Consider the following 18292-nt stretch of genomic DNA (forward strand, 5'->3'; position numbering starts at 1 on the left):
TTATACTACCTCCTCGTAGATAATACCCCATTCTCCGTTTTGAATGGCTAATCCCCAACGGTATACCTTCCCCGTACTGGGGTCGGGTGCCCTATGTGGCATATTATCTGCCAAATGTGCAGTAATGGTATCATCAATCTGCTTGACCGTTTTGGTGTTTCCCACTCCGGCCAGGGCATTTACAGCAGCGTCGGCATAATTTTGGGCAGCAGCTTGAGCTGCGTCTGCTTTGGTCTGAGCTCCGCTTTGCGTTTCCATTGCAGCCTTTTCAGCGGCAGTCAAATGCAGGTAGTCCCCGCTGTTCAGCCCAGATAAAGCATTATGCTCGCTTACGCCACCCTCTAAAAAGTAAGCCCAATATGTTGCATTGCTTGGGTCAATTCCCTGGCAAGCCTGCAGGCAATAATAAGCATCTCCTTGGTACGATACAACATCGCCAAAGGTATAATTCACCAATGGATCATATGCACCTCGCGGTGACAATGTGGCCCCCTTTTCCCCTTTTTGGGCTATAAGCTGCCAATATGTTGAATTAGTGGGGGCATTACCTGTAGTTTCTTGCTTGGCAATATATGAAGACCCGTAATAAGTGACAATGTTTCTTGGCTGGTATGTGGTTGACGGGTTATATTCTCCTTTTGTAACCAAATTTCCAATAGCTGCCTGACGTGCAGCTTCATTGGAAATACGTGTATTCTCGTTCGCAATCCTTGTGTTTTCGTTGCTAATCCTTGTATTCTCAGCAGTAACACGATCACTTTCAGCTGTGACTCTGTTGGCTTCGTTGGTTTCCCTTATGTTTTCGTTAGACACACGAGTATTTTCCGCGCTTACTCTTGCATTTTCGGCTGTAACTCTGCCGCTTTCCGCGGTGACGCGTCCGCTTTCTGCTGTCGCTCTGGCGCTCTCCGCAGACGCACGACTGCTTTCTGCCGATATCCTGGCCGCCTCGTTAGACTCCCTGGTATTTTCACTGGCAAGGCGGGCATTCTCGTTTGCTATCCTTGTATTTTCTGCGCTTACCCTTGCATTTTCCGCAGCCACACGTTGGCTTTCTGCTGTATTAAGATCGACCAGCAGCTGCTGCAAAACAGGATATTCTTCCTGTGAAGGGACCGCCGAACCGTCATTCAGTTGTCCACGCACCTCAAAAGAAAACTGGGTAGATGTAATCCTGGCCGCGCCATTGTCGGAATATACCTCAACAGTGGCCCGGACAATACCGGGATAGGTCAAGCATTGCTGGTGAAGCACATAACTAATTTTTCCTGCCTTTGCATCCTCGATAGTTGCAGCGTCAACAACAGCATTCCCGTCAGCCTTTAGGCAAGTAAAGGTTATATTTGACGCGCCAGTCAAATCAAACGGCTGTCCGTCATGTGTAAGAGTAATAATCAGCTTATTCCCCTGCACGTCCTGTTCGACAACGACAAAAACAGGGGACATTTCGCGGTTTTTCAAAGGTATTGTGAGATAGTACTGTTTTTGGAGCGGCAAAATAAATCACCTGCCTTTAAAAACAATTTTGAGTGACAATCTTTCGCAAAAAATAAGGCAAGGGTATCTAAAATATCCTTACCATGTTAAACTTCAAGCATATGCCATTAGGACAAAACAGTTCTGTTTTCCTCGAATTTCTGCGTCAATTCCAGCTGAAAATTCGCTGCTTCGGCAAGCTGTCTTTCGGCCTGGTCTATGGCCAGATACACAAACCGCGGAATATATACCGTCTCGCCGCGCTTGATCAGCCATATTTTGCCGTTGACCTGGACTGAAATATCATCTTTGTACTTTTTGCTGTCCTTGAAAGCCCTGAACGGCACCCTTTCATTCAGGTATGAAACAATCTCTTGCGGATCAGCGCCAGGTTTTTCATCGGGCGCTTTTTTGCTATGCACCACCTGGACAACAGGCGCGGCAGCCTTTTCTTTCAAAGCGGCCTCCAGCCTTTGATTAATAATGGCTTCAAGTTGGTCCTCGGTAATACTGATTTTTTTCTCTTTGCTTTTTTCAGCGTCCATAAATATCAACTCCCTTTATTGTAATAGGAATATGGGGGCAGAACATAAATCCCGCCCCCATATTAAATTTAGTTAGCGCCACTTTCAAATGGCGTACATACCTCGTTCCGAACCATATATTCCTGCACGAGTATTTCCGCTACTTTAGTAGCCTTCCAGCCGGAAGTTGCGCGCTGGTTGAGCGGGTCGGCAGTACCGGCAGAACCAAGCTGTTTAATGATGGTTTCTAGGCCGCCACCTTCTACCTCGGTTACGCCATAAGCATTTTTCCCGATGAAAAGCACTGAATATACATCGCGGCCTTTAGCGCCGGCTTCGCCAGGATAGATAATGTCACTGGCAGCAGGATCATGAGTAGGAGTTTCGCTGATAGTAATAGTTGCACTTCCCGCGCTCCCGGCAACCGCACTGGCGACAGTATACAAATACCCGTCAACAATAATCTTCCTGCCAACCAAAGCTGCGGCATCGGTGGACGATAACGCCTCAGTAATAGTAATGACTTTAGAAGCATATGAAGATACAGTCAACGTCCTGGTGGTCGAGGTTAAATCAGCCGCATGGAATATCTTCGCCTCAGTCGTCTCCACGAAACGCACACCATGAATGCGGCCAATCTCTCCAGCGAAAATGTTTTCGGAACCGGCATATTCGTTGGCGCTCACCCACTCGTCATCTTTGGTAAGGCTGTATACCACATCGGGATGGACAATTGCCACGTAGTTTTTGCCATCCACCGGCTGAGCTTTCCCATTTTTCAGGGTCCGCACTCCTAGGCGAACATTTTCCACTCCGAAATAATCATTTCCGGAGGCTTCCCCGCCTACAAGCAAGTAACGCGCCAAGCGGTTGCCCTGGCCGTAAATGACGTTGGTCCCGCCGTTAATAATGTCCCTGACGACAGTATCCAGGGTTTCTCCCGCTTGATTCCCCAAAAGCTCCGTAGCTTGCACTAGGTTGTCGTCAATGGCGGTCAACTCCAGCATATCGGAAATAGTGATATAGTCGCCAAACTGGCTAACCGTCGCTTCAACCGTGGTGACATTCAGGCTCTTGCCCTGGGGAGTAACGCCCTCAGTCAAAGGAGTAAGAGCTTTGGGCAGCGGGCTGTACTTCCGAAACTCAATGGTTTTGCCCTTATTCTTCGGAATGGGCTTCTTCTGGCCAAATTGATCATGGACCAGCTTCGGCTTTGCATTGTCGATCAGGTACATATCATAATAAGTTTTCATTTCCGGGGACAGGTCTTGCCCTGTGCCGGTCTGCGTGGTCGTGTTTACAGGTCCAGGGACCGTATCAAACAATCTCAGATTGGTAGTAAACAATTTGAACGGGCTGATAAAAAGCCCAGGAATACCGGCAAATTGATACATACAAAATCCCTCCTTGATTTTTTTGTTTGTCAAGAAGGGCTAAAATCTGATTTTTTCGCCCCTCTTGACACGTTCGGCGATTTCCCGCCTATCTTCAGCGGTAAGTTGTATAACAGAAGATTTGTGGATTACCCCGGAGGAAGGTTTTGCACCCACTTCCGGTGGCCGCATAGTTCCGGCCCTAATGGCTTCCAGCGTAGCACTTTCTGCCCTCTTAGCCGTTTCAGCCTGCGCTTTGCCAATCAATTCCTCATGAAAAGCGGCAAGATAAGCGGCTTCAACTTCAATTCCTGATTCAAGCAGTTTCAAAAATTTTGGACCATACTTCGGGTGTTCAGCGGCAGCCCGCAAGTCAAAATCAGGATATTTCCCAGGTTTTTCAGGAGTGCCGCGCATGATGGCGGCTTCCTGCTGCCATTGGGCCACTTTTTGATTTATGGCTTCCATTTCTTTTTCAGCTCTAAGTTTCTTGTTCTCATTCTCAAGCTGTAGCTGTCGCTTGTATGCTTCCGGCGACATACCGGCCTGCTCGGCCAGGTCCGGCAATACCTCATCTTCCAGCTTGGCATTGAGATCGGCGATACTTTTTGCGCCGTATCTCGTCATGAGCAGGTCAATAACAGGCTGCACCTCGTTCAAACGCGACTCTAAAATCTTAGTCTGCTTGAACCGCTCGTCGATAATCTTTTGAGTATGGGCGGCAAAAAGGTCTTTAAACTCGCCTCTTACCAGCTTATAGTACGTCTTTTCCTTTTCCTCCGGAGAAAGGTTGGCATACTGGCTGCCAATATCGGCATCTTGCTTATCTTTTTGCCCTTCCTTTTGTTTTTGCCCAGGAGTGGTCTGGACAGAAGCTGGCACATTGGTATCGTCCACTTTGCCATAGATAACCTTGGGCTTGTCCGTACCTTTACCAGCTTTGGGCGCTGTACCTACTGTACTTTGGCCCGTACTCCCGTCAGTTGTGCCTGTGCTTGTCGCTGCCCCTGTACTAGCCGCCCCGGCAGCAGCCCCATCAAACAGGGTTAGGACCGTTGGCAGAAGGACATACTTTTGGGTTTTCTCACTCTTTAACATAATACTTTCTCTCCTTTTTTAAAAAATCGCCGTCTTTCCGGTGTGCCAGGGCCTAGCCCATATGAGAAAAGAGAGCATAGGAAAGCTAATTCCTGCTGCTCTCTTCAATTACATCGTCTTTCCGATGAGTCAATGACTTATTACTCATGTTTGCTGCAAACTACAGCTACTGTTCCAGAACCGCCTTTTCCGTTATGTAGCGGATATGTGTTTATAGCTTGCATAGCCTCTTCAAATCCTTTTTTGTCCGGGCATTCCTCAGCTCTTTTACAGTTATAACATGTGTTTACCATTAACCATGTCATAACATTCGACTCCTTTCGACAATTTTCAACCACATTATACCACATTTTCAACTTTTACGTGGTTGGGATATCCAAGCGCAATCTGTTTAAGGCCAATTAATATGGTTTCAAAAACGATATTTACGGCATGTTTTTTGCCTTCATCACGGACCGGGACAATTCTGACCTCTAAAGAACCCGTGGTAATCTCATTTTTGATGTACTCAAGGCCATGGATATTTGCCAAAGTACCCATGAGAGCATAACCCAGCGCGGACACACCGGCGCAAACAGGGTCATTGCCTGGATTGTACCCGGCATGGCCAGTAATTTTTAAACCAGTGAATCCTTTCTTTTCGTTGTACCTATAGGTAATGTATATCCCATTACCTTCCTCTATGTCGCAAGGAATATAAGTTTTGGCGAAAATATCAGGCTTGCAGGGATAAAACTCACCATTTACACCCTTGATAATAAAGTCACCCTCTCGCGCTATGTGTATTCCTTCCAAGGTTTTGATCCTTAGTCCCATGGTGTTAGATGTTTGCCCATCCGGTAACTCCTCGAAAGTCTCATCATTTAACCATACGCCTTTATCAAAATATTTTGGGCTGATAAAGTCACATACCTCATTCCAGTTTTGCCAATTAAGCTGTATCGCTTCAATTACAACCGGGGCTTTACGATACCTTTTGATATTACTCATTACATTCTACCTCCCAGATTAGTTATACTGCAGGTCCTCCCTGTTGTTTTAGCAATTCCTCGCCGCCCAAAAGTCGGATAATCTCCCACATCTTGGCCATTTCTTGTTGCATGGCCGTCGTTTGTTGCTGGAATTGCTGCAGCAGGTCGCCATTCTCGGCTATTTTCTGCAATATAGTTTCTTTGCCCTCGAAGTTCATCATTTCCAAGGCAATTTTAGCTTCAGGCGCGCGTTGCGGAGCGAACATGCCTATCTGGAACATCTCTTTAGCCATTTCGTTGTACAAAACGGTTGAAAACGGGGATTTCTTCTCTGGTACAATCGTCACATCAAAAACCGGTTTCCTGTATTTCGGCCGGTAGTTTTTGTCCTGGATGAATGTCTGGGTATCAAGATCAAATATCATGCCTTCATTCGGGTATGCTGGAGGTAGTGGCTGAGGAACAATACCGGCATTAGTATACGTCACATATTGATATTGACCATTCTGGCCGGTGATACGGAAATCCCTTTCCTTATCATAGAACTGCCTAACCAGCTCGATGGTTTTATAAACCATGCTGGTCAGGTTTTCATACGTCATGCCTATCATATCCCTCGACAATTTATTCCCGGCCTCTTGCAGGGCATATATCGCCCTGGCCGCCGTCACGCCTTTCCCGCCTTCGCCACTTGCAAACACGTCATTGGCAGTGATCTCTTTCATCTCTTGGATTTTGTTTTGCCTATGCTGCGCGATGAAAGGATCAAGCGGCTTGGCTTGGAACATACGGATATATTCTTCATTTAACGGGCCATCAACTTCAATGATGTCTTTCGAAAAATCAACAATATCATCCTTCGATACCGAACCGCCGCGCTTAATAAACCAGCGCATCTTCCCAGCAATCAAGGCGTTTTTGGATATAATCTGATCAAGTTTGTCAATATACATCTGCGGATTCTTGGCCAGGTCTACCAGCCCAAAACCGGTCGGATAGCCTTCCTCAGGGAACAGAACATCGAAATCCACAGGATATTCGCCGTGGTCATATATGCCACGGTCTTTGTATTGTTCGTCCTCCATGCTGTTGTAAAGGACCGTGCTGCCCACAAACTTGACCAGGTGCAGTTGTATCCGCCCGTCATTCCCGCGCCGGCGCATATACCAGTCCACAACTACACTTTTTTTGGTGATGTCTATATGGTCGTCATATGCGTACTGCTTGGGGTCTATAATCCGTTTGCCCTTGATGATAGTAGTATCATCAAGTATGTTGGCATAAGTGTCGGCCAGGACTTCATCATCTTCCAGTCCTATGATAAAGAAATTGCTCCCGTCCTGGATATCCTTCACTCCCGGCTGCCAGGCCAGATTAAGAAGATCAAGCCTTGTCACAACTATATCGCCCATCCCCTCCAGCTTCTCCGCATCCCAGAATTGGCCATATGGCACGCAGCCATTCAGTAGCTTGTACCACCAACCATTTGCATACGTCCTGCGGAAGCGGTTGGAATCATATATTGCTGGGATGATTTTTGACAGCATCTCAGCTTCTTTTTTGTCAGCTTCTTTCCGCGGCAAAACGTTGAACGAAGGATAATTGTCCATCGCGTCTGCGTGTTTATTTGCGATCATGTTGAAAAGATACATAGTGACAGGCTCCGGGTCGTTTTTTCGAAGCTGGCTTCGGAATAAATCCCAATGCCGCCCCTTCCACCACTTGTGATTCTCGATGATCCGCTGGTCAAGCTGCTCTTTGCCGGCAAAATACTCCTTCAGTATTTTTGCCCCCTCAATTGCAAGGTCAATGTCCGTAGAAGTGTTCTTTTTGGCCTTCTCGATTGATACATTATAGCCAAAAACGCTAATCTTTCTTGGCATTTTTGCCCCTCCTCTCCTATGCTCTCATAAAGCCGTAGTGATCTCTAACTGGCTCAGTATCTAATGGGTTGTATGGCTGCTCTGTAATACCCACACTTGGCGGTGCTGGTATCGGGTTATCCATAAATAGGTATCTGGCCTCATCGTAGCAGTGGTCCTCTCCAGATGTATCCACATCCTCTACATCATGATCATCATAAACGAGCGTTGGGATCGTGCGATTGAAGCCCTTGTTCCAGCTAAAGCTATACATCATGGGATAACCGTTCTCATCAAAAGTCAAGCGGTAGTGAAACTGCATTTTGCCGGGAATACGTTTATTATCGCCCGGCTCCCAATACACGCCATAATTTTCAAAAGTCCAAGCTATACTTTCTCCGGTGTCACGCTGGAATATGGCCGGATCTGCAATTCCACGGAAGTGTATGCCCTTGTAATATTTGTCCTCAATCTCCTTTATCTTTTCCGCAACCTGTCCAGGGGTCCAGCGCAGGCCCCGGTCAGGTTCATTGGTGCAGCCGTAAAGCTCGCGCTCGCGGTATAGCCGCCCGTCATGGTCCATAGCCCACCAACCGACGGAAAACGGCCTTGTATAGCCCCAGTCCAGCGTCCGAAACCGTTTCCACTCGCGTGGGACAAGAAACGGGCTGATAACATGCGTCCATTGGCGGTCCTTGTAATGGGTTGGGTCATCTCTCCACTCAACAAATACCTGGCCCTGGAAAGTGTTCCAATCACCAAACAGCAGGGCCTTTCTTTCTGCCTCCGGGAGCTGTGCCAGAGCTGCAATATAGTTGGGGTCGTTATTGAGGAGAATCGGGTTATCGAACACTGTGGCCGGGATAAATACCCGGTCTTTAACATACTCCCTACCGGCGACTTTTACCCTGGCTATGTATCTCTTAAAAGGCTGCATTGATAAAATAAACCGTTGTTTTACCCATCCGTGACCAATTCCACCAGGGTTTCCTGTAGCCGCTATGCTTACGTGAGTCCCTGGGCCCCCTGGCCGGTTACGAGAAAACATATAGGAGTATTCGTCCCATGTAAAATGCGTAAGCTCGTCAAAGTTTATTTCATCGAATCGCTTCCCCTGATATTTAAGCCGGTCCTTCTTGTGCTGCATTGAACCAAAGTAAACCTTGGCACCAGAGGGGAAGGTCCAGACGTGCTTGTTGTCATTGTATTTGGCCGCAGGAAAAGCCTTCTTATAAAGCTCAAGACTCCTGTCAATGAGCTGTGACGCTTCCGGGAAGGTTTTACGGAAAATGATGGCCCGGAAATGCGGGATATGTACCTGTCGTAACGGTCTAACAATGATGGCGTCCGATTTCCCGCCACCGGCAGCCCCACCATAAAACACCTCTGATTCAGGACGGGAAAGGAAAATGCGCTGCTTTGGCTGTGGGGTCCATATTACTTTAGCCACTGTCCTTTCCTCCCTGGCCCTCCCTGGGGCACGTCCATATCTAATATTCCCAGTTCAATTGCGTCCTCATCTGGTTCCGCCATTGCCGGAATTTCAATAATGCCGCTTTCTTCTTCATCTTCATTACCAATACCAGCAGACTTTCTGGCAATCTCCAGCTTTTCTCTCTCAATCTGTAGCCGTTGTTTAGCTTCTTCATCCAGGATCCCCTTAATTGTGCGAGAGAGGCGAGTTGCGGCCTCTAGTCCAGCTGCAAGGTCTTTGAGACGGCGGGTGTCAACGGTATCAAATTCCTCCTCGATTAACCTTTCATCAAAATTCCCTTTGCCGTAGCCAGTTCTTAATTTGACAATATGCCGGTTGAATTGCTTTGGGTCCTGTAGGATGGAATTAGCCAGGCGGATAATTGCAGCCGCTGCCTGGTCTGCCAGAATCATTTCCTCGGCCATTTTTTCAGATTGTTTTTCCTGGGCCTTTTGTATAGCCTTGGTAAATGTTTTGTTGTGATAATCCGCGCGTAGCTCCACCCAGTTTTCCTTCTTACCACGCTGGCCAATAGAATACAGACTAACACCATATTTTTTTTGTAAATCTCTGTAAGAGAGATTGTTTTTAATAAAGTCCGTTTTTATCTTGGTCCAAGGGATTTTACGCTTTTCAATTGTCAAGGTAAAACCCCCTTTCTACAAATTTCGACATTTACAGCTTGAGTATACCACATCACAAAAAAAATGGGGGTTGTCAGCCCCCTATTAAATTTGATTATCCTTCTTTCTTCGATATTCCGCAGCTGCAGGACAGGTTGCAAAATGACTTTCATAGCCATAATCGGTATAAAAGCCGTTTTCTACCTGTTTGCCGGTAACAACTTCTCCTTTATCAGTAACAATAGTAGTATCACTATCCTTGGCATCAGCTAATATTAACTTTCTAGTGGTATTTACCGGCATTAGTCGGCCTGCATGTGTTCTTATCCAATAGATATCTGCACCACAACCCTTGCATTTTCCTTTAGGTAGTTGTTTTGTCAGTTCTTTCACGGTCACAACCTCCTTATCTTCACTTCTACCCTGGGATTCTTCGGGTCCACATCGAACGTATCGTTAAAGCCGGCGATTTGCTTCCATCCGTCATTCTTTATAAGCCCGGCTCTCTGAAAACCATCTAAAATAAACTTTTTCCCTGCCGAGATATTGTCTAAGTCTCGCTTTTTATTTGGTTCAAACCATGTTATATCCAATTCAGCTCTTTCAAAAGGTTTTAACATTTTTGCTGGCCATGCTACTGCATTTGTATATGTTTCCTTTAAGTCTCTGTAATTAGACCAATGACCTTTTGCAGCATCTATAATCTCATTTAGCCCTGGGAGCTGCATAGGTATTACTAATTTATCGTTCATGGTAGACTTCACCTTGCAGATACAGGTTTTAACCTATGCTGGTTAAATTTATGACCGCACCTCTTACAAATATAACTTTTACCATCTATCCAGGCTTCGGTATTTACTTTATATTTATCCCAAGAACAGTGAGGGCAAACTTTAAGCATTGGCTGTTTCCTCATTGTCCTTAACACCTCCTTAAAACTCAATGCCACATGGCGGCTTATTATACTTCGCATAATCGTTGAAGTGTGCATCATTTCATAAAAACTAACCAGTGTGTTTTACTCCTTCGATTGCCAAACAGCGGTTTCTGTCCAATAGCATCAAAAATTTCACTTAACTTAATCTGTTCTTCATTCCATTTGAAAATCAGCGTTCCGTTTGGTTTGAGAACCCTCATACATTCTTTGAATCCTTTGGCAATGTCATCTTTCCAGTTCTCTGTAAGAAGACCGTACTTTTTGGCCAACCATGAATTATTACCAGCTTTTCGTAAATGTGGAGGGTCGAATACCACTAGATAAAAAGTGTTGTCGGGGAAGGGCATATTCCTAAAATCAGCAATCACATCAGGATTGATATTAAGTACCCGACCATCACATAGAGTTGTTGTCAACTGTCTATTATCCATATACAAAGCATCTGAATTCTGTTTATCAAACCATATCATCCTGCTGCCTGCTGTGGCATCTAAAACACGCTGCATAACCTCACCCTTTACTTCACATAATTAACAGACTGCGCGATAACTTTTTCCTTGCACTTCCACAATTTTGCACATCTCCCTAAGCCTATCCGCTGTCCTTACCCCAATACGTTCCGTCAATTCTGACGGCGGACAGTTCGTGGTTATAATCAAGGGTTTTTCGTTCTCATACCTATGGTCGATGATGGAATATAACTTTTCCCGCACCCAATCCGTCACCTTTTCCGCCCCAAGATCATCCAGTATCACCAAAAATATATTTCTCACTTTTCCTTCAAGAGGTGAATATTCGCCGTTATATCCCCGACGTATTTCCTCTAACAGATCCGGGACCTTAACCAATACACCTGTTAATCCCCGGTGAAAGGCCGTTTTAAGAATACCAACTGCCAGATGAGTTTTCCCCGTACCCACCGAACCGTAAAGCAATATTCCATCTTTAACAAAAGGATTAAGCCTTTTGGCATACTCGACACAAACTTCATAGGCTTGTTTATTTCCGGCATGGACCTTGTATGAATCCAGAGTCCTTTCCTGCCACTTTCCAGCCATAGCTGCCGCCTGCTGTTTTTCCATCTCTGCCTTCACCTGTTGCCTGCATTTTCTGTACGACCAGGGCGCTGCCTCGCCATACATCTTCTTTGCCTCCTCAGAAGGAGCAACAGGCTGCCAGCCCTTCATAGGCAAAGGGCAATCACCCAAACTTAAACAAACATCGCAATACTGCATAACCATTCTGGCCATCTCAGCTTCAAACATCAGTCAATCCCCCACTCATCGCGATATTCACGATATCCGCCGCCACTTGACATATACTCATCCTCCCAACGTTTGCCGTTCAACCAGGTGGCAGGGTATGGAATATAGCGCCCGTTTTCTTTGCGCCACTCCTCGGATTTCTTGGCCCGCTCGATGGCAGTCAACATTGTCTCCACGAGCTGCTCGTCCGGTTGGAGTTTAGCCCACGCTCTTTCCGCCTGGCCTTTGGCTTTTTTCTTCGGGTAGGCTTGCCAAAACTGATCAAAAAGGCTCTCCTGTTTTTTGCTCTTAAAAGGCGGTCTTGGCTTAGAAGTCTTGGCCCGCTGCTCGCCTGATGTAGCAGTCACCTGTTCGGCCTCTACGCTCCCATCAGGGTCTTGGCCCGCTGCTCGTTCGTCACCAAAGTCCCCGTTTGATTCACTGTCACGCGCATCGGCGCAAGCTGATGCGCATATATGTGTATTTATATCTCCTGTTACTGCTCCTGTTACTGTTACTGTTACTGGTTGCCGCAACCGTTCCCGCAACCGTTCCCGCAACGGTTGAATAAACGTTTTTTTACATTGCTCCACAACCGCTAAAAAATCCTGAAACAGCGGGGTTTGCGGCATTTCTTCCAGCCTCTCGATAGCGCTTTTAACCTGGTTCGGGTTTTCCAACGGATTATGCTTGAGATAGTTTTGCACCAGCACCACATGCGTACAAGCATCATATTTAACCCTGCCAGTCTGCAGCAGTTCCTCTAACCCTTTTTGAAACCGTTTCTCATCCCAGCCTAAATCAAAACAAGCATAGGGTGTGGGCAGGAAATAAAAGCCCATAATATTGCGGTGGGGAGACGTCAAAAAATAGAGCATCAAATATCGCGCATCATCCGAAATAGTTCGCATTTTCTCGTCTTGCCAAAACCTGCTTTCAACTTTCGTGTACAACGGCACCCCTCCACATAAATACTGGGACAATCTTCCTGCCATATTTCACGGCCTCTTGATGAGTTTTAACTGCCATATCAACCAGGTAAAAACTGCTCTGCCCCCTCGATACTTCCAGGGTCCTTTTGCGCATGGCTGCGCCGGTATCTTGGGCTATTTTAAGCCCGTGGCCGGGAAAGAAAAACCTCGTTCCGTATGGAAAGATTTTCGGATCCACGGCCACGGTATAGGAGGAGGGATATACACCGGTAGAAGTTTTTACATCCCCGTCATTACAAAGTCCTCTGGAATCGTAGGGAGCATAGGCTGTGGTTTCGACAAAAAGGACATCAAACTTAGTCATAAATTCATTGATGGTATTTTCGAGTTTTTCTAACCGATTGCCGGTTTCTTCTAAAAACCTGTCAGACATTTTTACTAAAGTTACGGTTTGGAAAATGTTTAAGGTAATCGAAAAAATAAGGAGAATTGAAAGAAAAAGTGATAAGCGCACCAACTGTTTGCATGTTCTGTAAATATCACCCATAAGGAACCTCTCAAGGGGTGGGGGCTTTGCACCCCCGTTTATTTCTCTTTCTCCCTGTCAAACTCAAACAGACCGCCGGCCTCCTGTTCGGCAAGCTCTTGATCAAATTTCCGGCTTTCTTCCTCGGAAAAACTGTATTCGGCCTGAATATCGCCGTCTGCCCCGTCAACATATTCGATGGCACCTGTTTCATCCAGGCTTTCGTTGTATATGACGGCCTGGTCTGCCTTCATGGCGCGCTGGATGTCGATAGACATAATCCCCCAAGTCTTGAGCAAGAGCTTGATAATAGTTTTACGATACATAAAATGCGGGTCTTTCTTCCACATCCCCTTGGGATTGTTGTATGACTTGCTGTACCGCTTCCCATGCGCCTCCAGTTCAGCGATAGTCATGTATAGCCCTTTAGAAAAGCCATTTGCAAGGCGGAAAAAGGCATAGTATCCTATGATTTTATCCGTTTTACCTGCTGCCCTATGTTTCCAAGTGGATGGATCTGTGAAAGTCACGTCGCCTGTCAAAGGATTGTAGCTGGCCAGCTCGTCCTCATACACTTCCGAAACGTGCATGGTGGAATATAGCCCGGTCCGGATGGACAATTGAGCGAAGCCTTTCCATTGCACCTGAAACTGGGCCTTCTTCCCCTCCTTGCCGTCATAAGGTATTATTGCGGCGAATCCCAGGTTCGGGTCAATCGGCAGGTCCAACGTCGCTGCCGTGGCCGCCGCCGCCACAACGGAATGAGGGTCACAAGCGGCCAGTTCCCTATTCGTGTTGGTGACATTGATAACTGAAGCTATAAACCCGGCAGCCTTAGCCCCTAGAATTTCCTCAAACCGTTTCTTGACGGCTTCGTTCGATAGGAGTGATTTCACCGTCACGGCCGGAAGATTTTTCTTTTCGGCCTGATTATTTAGTCTGTCTTTCAGCTTGTCTTTATCTTTAAGGTCCATGATTTAAACCTCCTTGACATTAAAGTTTAACGCCGGTTGTGCATTTATCGCACATAGGCAAGTCATATGCGTCTTTCTCCCTCCCCGAAGGGAATGGGCGGGTCCAGGCTTCATCCTTATCCTGGTTATCACCGTCAGGTGTTTTTCACGCCACCCGCCCAAAAGTTATTTACCTAGGACTACCAGTAACCACTAAATACCCCGGTAGCTCTTTTCTGATAGTTTCGATTTCTGCTCGAACAGCTTCACGCCAGTACAAAGGGAGTTTAGGACACTCCAGAGAGAAGTAAAGCTTTTCTCCCTCTGAACGGGGTTTGTTTACTGTTAGTTCTATTTCTAATTCATCCAGCTTCCCACTTTCGTTAATAATAGGGATATAGATTTCAAAGGAAGAAGGGAAAGTTGTAGCAGATTCAGCGTCCTTAATCTTGAAAGCTACAGTCACATTATTGTTGTCCTGGTATATGAAGTCACCGGATATTTCTGTTGCCATTCTGATCGTCTGAACTGCAGCCATAAGCTGATCCAGATCAGGAACTTCCTCCGGGTTGCGCCGTTTCAAGAAATCAATAAAGGCTTTTTGCGTGATTGGCTTATTGAAGGCACTCTTCCACTCTTGGAGTTCTAAAGATTCCTGAAAGCGGTAAACAATGGTGTCCTGGGGTCTGTCCTGTACCGATTCATCAACAATAACCTGGACCTGCTTTTCATCATAGAAAATAATTGTGTTCCTGGGATTGGGTTTGCCACTGCTATCAACTGTTAAATGCTTAAGTAGATCAATTACGGCTTGAGCAGAACCAGCAACATAGTTAAAACCTGTGTAATGGAAGCTGTACTCATCTTTTACCTTCTGTTGGCTCTCAATGATATGAACGGTTGCTTTCTCCTGACCAGGAGCCATATTAACAATTAATTTTTCATTATCCATAATTACTCACCTTTCTTAATTTGATTTTGGATTACTCATTGACCGGCTGTTTTCCGGGGAACAGGGAAAGATTGCTTTCCTTCTTCTTAGGTGGGGCTTCAGTTTTAAGCTGAAAATCGCTGGTCATTTGGGCATAATGGACCTTCTTAACCTTGGGCAAAGACTTTGACATTGAGTAATTTATCCAGATCATTTGCCCTTCGTCTTTTCTTTGAAAGTCCAGTTTAATTGTGATACTGCCTGTTTGTCCTGCCTTTAAAGCCGCTATTACCTCGGGGTAATGGCGCTGGAAGTCTGCCTCTAGCTCTCCACGGCAGACATTGGCGAGGGATAGATTTTGTACAAGCTCCTCGAATCCCAATCTCTCTCACTCCTTTTCAAAGTAACTGCAATATGACCTTCATACCTTCATCACTAAGGTAATACTCCGCACAGGTTTTCCCGGTAACGGTACACTTCCTCTTTCCCTTGACCTCGACAAGGCCCTTTTCTACCAGTTCATTTAAACGTGGATGAACAAAATTACGATCAAAGTAAGGGATAGCCCCGCTATTAGCCATCTTTTTGGCAAGCTCGTTTGCCGTCAGGGGCAAACCAACAAAAACCAAAGCGGCCAAACACTTTAATTGCATCATCCCGCAGCTTTCAAGGACCTCATCATAACTCATTCGCCGCGTCTCCTTAGTAATTGCGGTAATGCCCAAACTATTTCCCTCCCTTCTTCTTCGTAATCCGTAGCACCCGGATAGTGGGTTGCGTTACCCATTGGTTATAAAGAACCGGCTCTTTCTTGGCAAACTCATCAAAATCAATACTACGCCTACCTTTTTGGGTCTTATAACTCACCTCATAATAATGACCGTCAATTTCGGCGGTATAGCCTTTCTCTGCCGCAGCTATCCTGAGCTTAATCTCCTGGTCCATCTTCTCCTTTTGTTTTTCCAACAAACTCAACTGTTCAACAACCTGTGCCCTGGCTTCAAGAAGTCCATACAGATCCGACATGTCCACAGATTCGCCGGCATTTTCCTGAGGATAGAGTTTTTTAATTACCGCATTGGTAGCTTCTGAACCGTCAGGAGGCGGAACTTCCTTGGCCAGTACATGATTCTTCCAGAAATTTTCCGCAATCTCCAGAAGAACCGTAAAAAACTGCTCATCGAAAGGTATGTACACATAGACCAGCTTGTACCCCCCGACCAGACAGACTAGCCAGCAATACTTGAGCCCCATCACGCCCATTTCCCACTGGCACTGGCAGAAGTAATCGTCTGGAACCTTACCGTCTTTCCCGTCCTCTCCTTCCTCCCACTCCCCGGCCAGGAGCCGATCGGCTGTTTTGACCTCCAGGAGACCATCCCCCAGGGGGTTCTCCGGGTCAATAATCTTAAAGTCAATTTGTGTCCTGGCCCACTCGGGAAGATCCGTATTTCCAAAGATAGCGTTTTGCCGGATAATTTTCACCGAACGGCCCAGGCGTTTTTGCAGTTCTCCCTCGGCTTTATCCCGAACAAAAGGCTCCAGGTACTTTCCAAGCTCCAAGCGGATAGATTCTTCTTTCTCTTCCACCTTGGAAGTCTTTTCAAAATATACCGATATAGCAGACCTCCACTTACTCAAACCCGCTATGGCCCCAATATCGGAAGCCCCGATCCCCTCTTGCCGGGCTTTGAGCCATTGTTCCTTAGTCATGTCCAGGGTGTTATATATCCTAATTGCACTCATAACGTTTCCACCCTCAATTCCCCGACGTAATTACCCTCTTCGTCATAGTCGCGTGATATATCGGTGATGAAGTATTGGTATTCATCATCCTTGATCTCGTCATAGACCATTTGCTGCCGTACAGGATCCAGGCTTTCAAAACGGTCCAAACAGATAACTTTGAGGGGGCCACAGGTAGCGCGGGCAATGTCGAGAGCAAGGCGAATCTTCCGGGAGTCCGACAGATTGCGGATAGGGAGCTTATCAATAGTGACGTTCCCCTCTGCGTCAATGCCCAGGCCCTTAACCGGTAGCTGTATATCTGCCAAAAGTTGTGCGGGCAGTTCCCTTGCTTTCTGTACAGCTTGATTTAGCCACTCGGCACGGGCCAAAGCTTCCTTGTACTCCCTTTCCACCCGTAACATATCTTTGTAGATGGGAATATAGCCCTTCATTTGTTCGGCATCCTGGGCTTGTTCTTCTAGCGGAGAAACGTCTATAGGTTTCTGTTTAATGAGTTTGCGGCAAATGTCGGCCTGTTCTTTGATCTTGTCCAAGGCAGCAGTAGCTTGTTCCTGGAACCTCGCAATCTCAACCTCACACTCTTTGTCAATATCCTTAATATCCGACCCAGTTTTGATTTGCAGCTGCACAAGTTCAGCCTGGAGCTCCTCAATCTGTTTCAAAATTTGAGATTTACGTTCCTGGGCTTTGCTCTGAATCCGGTCCTTGCGCCTCTGAGCTTCGGTTAAAGTAGTAGCTTTAAGGGCTTCCAGCTTGTCTAGGACGGCCTGTTTCTTCTCCTCTTCCTGTTCTAAATACTCCTGGGCCTTTTCAAGACGCGCGTTGAAATCCCGTGCTTCTGCGACCTCTTTCCAAAGTTCCCCGATATTGACCTTTTCCCAATCCTCGGCAACATATCCAGGAGGCAACTGTTCAAAGAGTGCATCAATCTGGTTTTTGAGGGCCTTTACTTCCCCGTTGGCAACGTGCCTCTTGTTGTAGTAGTACTTTTCCAGCTCTTTGAGTACCTGGAGCGCATGGAGATGAAGATTGACCGGAGCGACTTCGCCAAACCATCCTTTTATCTGATCCTCGTTTACCCTCATAGGAACCAGGGAAAGAAGAATCTCAACCTGTTCAGAATCCTTCTTTTGGAGAAAATCAACAGGGTTAAACTGAAAGCCCTCGGTCCCTATCAAAGATTTAAGGGTTGTCTCAGGCTTGGGCGCATTGTAACCATCCTTAGTGACGGTCACTTTATCGCTGCCCTCTTCCCGCAAAGTCCTTTCCACAGCAAGGCCATTATCTAGCTCAACGTATAAATTGGCCTCATTCTCGCCGGCCTTCACGTACTTAACCCTGCGTCCTTTGTTGAAGATAACCTTTTCAATTGCTTCCAAAAGTGAAGTTTTTCCGGCTTCATTAGCTCCTTTGATGATATTGATATGCTTTGGCTCAAACTTTAGCTCTTTTATGCCAAGAAAGCCCTTGATTTGCAACTTAGAAATCTTTGTCATTTAACACCCCTGCCTTTCATGTTAAAATGATGATAAATTGTTTCTTGTTAGCTGGGTCTTTCAGTGTGAAAGCCCGGCTTTTTCTTTTGTTTTGCTGGAGTCCTTAACTTGTTGCATTACCTG

At 46.3% G+C, this 18292-nt stretch carries 21 protein-coding genes; all 21 read right to left on the minus strand.

Features of this window, described 5'->3' with window-relative positions; translation table 11 throughout:
• Positions 1-1497 (minus strand): BppU family phage baseplate upper protein, encoded by a 1497-nt coding sequence (locus BR63_RS11250; RefSeq protein WP_051965420.1) that lies wholly within the window; start codon positions 1495-1497, stop codon positions 1-3.
• Positions 1498-1604: 107 nt separating this feature from the next.
• Complete coding sequence (locus tag BR63_RS19560) at positions 1605-2021, minus strand: hypothetical protein (RefSeq protein ID WP_051965421.1); 417 nt, start codon at positions 2019-2021, stop codon at positions 1605-1607.
• 68 nt (positions 2022-2089) lie between these two features.
• Positions 2090-3394 carry a N4-gp56 family major capsid protein gene (locus BR63_RS19565; protein ID WP_081908014.1) on the minus strand — a complete coding sequence of 435 codons (1305 nt, stop codon included), beginning with the start codon at positions 3392-3394 and terminating at the stop codon, positions 2090-2092.
• Between the two features lie 39 nt (positions 3395-3433).
• Positions 3434-4471 (minus strand): hypothetical protein, encoded by a 1038-nt coding sequence (locus tag BR63_RS11265; RefSeq protein WP_034420265.1) that lies wholly within the window; start codon positions 4469-4471, stop codon positions 3434-3436.
• 140 nt (positions 4472-4611) lie between these two features.
• Complete coding sequence (locus BR63_RS11270; RefSeq protein WP_153802004.1) at positions 4612-4776, minus strand: hypothetical protein; 165 nt, start codon at positions 4774-4776, stop codon at positions 4612-4614.
• Positions 4777-4810: 34 nt separating this feature from the next.
• The gene (locus BR63_RS11275) at positions 4811-5461 is read right to left on the minus strand and encodes a ribosomal-processing cysteine protease Prp (protein ID WP_051965422.1); all 651 of its coding nucleotides are present in this window, start codon (positions 5459-5461) and stop codon (positions 4811-4813) included.
• Between the two features lie 22 nt (positions 5462-5483).
• Positions 5484-7325 (minus strand): portal protein, encoded by a 1842-nt coding sequence (locus BR63_RS11280; protein ID WP_051965423.1) that lies wholly within the window; start codon positions 7323-7325, stop codon positions 5484-5486.
• Between the two features lie 16 nt (positions 7326-7341).
• Positions 7342-8754: a terminase large subunit domain-containing protein gene (locus BR63_RS11285; protein ID WP_034420267.1), complete on the minus strand. Its 1413-nt coding sequence runs from the start codon at positions 8752-8754 to the stop codon at positions 7342-7344.
• Positions 8742-9422, minus strand: coding sequence for a hypothetical protein (locus tag BR63_RS11290; protein WP_034420269.1), 681 nt, complete (start codon positions 9420-9422; stop codon positions 8742-8744). The genes BR63_RS11285 and BR63_RS11290 overlap by 13 nt, the downstream gene beginning before the upstream one ends.
• 84 nt (positions 9423-9506) lie before the next feature.
• Positions 9507-9794 (minus strand): hypothetical protein, encoded by a 288-nt coding sequence (locus tag BR63_RS11295; RefSeq protein ID WP_051965424.1) that lies wholly within the window; start codon positions 9792-9794, stop codon positions 9507-9509.
• A gap of 2 nt (positions 9795-9796) precedes the next feature.
• On the minus strand, positions 9797-10153 hold the full coding sequence (locus tag BR63_RS11300) for a RusA family crossover junction endodeoxyribonuclease (RefSeq protein WP_034420271.1): 357 nt from the start codon (positions 10151-10153) through the stop codon (positions 9797-9799).
• A gap of 238 nt (positions 10154-10391) precedes the next feature.
• Positions 10392-10844 (minus strand): class I SAM-dependent methyltransferase, encoded by a 453-nt coding sequence (locus BR63_RS11305; protein WP_034420273.1) that lies wholly within the window; start codon positions 10842-10844, stop codon positions 10392-10394.
• Positions 10845-10868: 24 nt separating this feature from the next.
• Positions 10869-11603 carry an ATP-binding protein gene (locus BR63_RS11310; RefSeq protein WP_034420276.1) on the minus strand — a complete coding sequence of 245 codons (735 nt, stop codon included), beginning with the start codon at positions 11601-11603 and terminating at the stop codon, positions 10869-10871.
• Positions 11603-12535: a hypothetical protein gene (locus BR63_RS11315; RefSeq protein ID WP_051965425.1), complete on the minus strand. Its 933-nt coding sequence runs from the start codon at positions 12533-12535 to the stop codon at positions 11603-11605. Before BR63_RS11315 ends, BR63_RS11310 begins: the two co-directional genes overlap by 1 nt.
• Positions 12519-13061, minus strand: a complete 543-nt coding sequence (locus BR63_RS11320; protein ID WP_034420277.1) for a 3D domain-containing protein — start codon at positions 13059-13061, stop codon at positions 12519-12521. The genes BR63_RS11315 and BR63_RS11320 overlap by 17 nt, the downstream gene beginning before the upstream one ends.
• A 38-nt stretch (positions 13062-13099) precedes the next feature.
• Positions 13100-14014, minus strand: a complete 915-nt coding sequence (locus tag BR63_RS11325) for a recombinase RecT (protein ID WP_051965426.1) — start codon at positions 14012-14014, stop codon at positions 13100-13102.
• 169 nt (positions 14015-14183) lie between these two features.
• Positions 14184-14945, minus strand: a complete 762-nt coding sequence (locus BR63_RS11330) for a hypothetical protein (protein WP_034420279.1) — start codon at positions 14943-14945, stop codon at positions 14184-14186.
• Between the two features lie 31 nt (positions 14946-14976).
• Positions 14977-15306 carry a hypothetical protein gene (locus BR63_RS11335; protein ID WP_034420281.1) on the minus strand — a complete coding sequence of 110 codons (330 nt, stop codon included), beginning with the start codon at positions 15304-15306 and terminating at the stop codon, positions 14977-14979.
• A 16-nt stretch (positions 15307-15322) separates the two neighbouring features.
• The gene (locus BR63_RS11340; RefSeq protein WP_153802005.1) at positions 15323-15649 is read right to left on the minus strand and encodes a hypothetical protein; all 327 of its coding nucleotides are present in this window, start codon (positions 15647-15649) and stop codon (positions 15323-15325) included.
• Between the two features lies 1 nt (position 15650).
• Positions 15651-16670 (minus strand): YqaJ viral recombinase family nuclease, encoded by a 1020-nt coding sequence (locus tag BR63_RS11345; protein ID WP_034420283.1) that lies wholly within the window; start codon positions 16668-16670, stop codon positions 15651-15653.
• Complete coding sequence (locus BR63_RS11350) at positions 16667-18169, minus strand: AAA family ATPase (protein ID WP_034420284.1); 1503 nt, start codon at positions 18167-18169, stop codon at positions 16667-16669. The genes BR63_RS11345 and BR63_RS11350 overlap by 4 nt, the downstream gene beginning before the upstream one ends.
• Between the last annotated feature and the right edge of the window lie 123 nt (positions 18170-18292).

The sequence above is a fragment of the Thermanaerosceptrum fracticalcis genome (assembly GCF_000746025.2).
Classification (GTDB): Bacteria; Bacillota; Peptococcia; order DRI-13; family DRI-13; genus Thermanaerosceptrum; species Thermanaerosceptrum fracticalcis.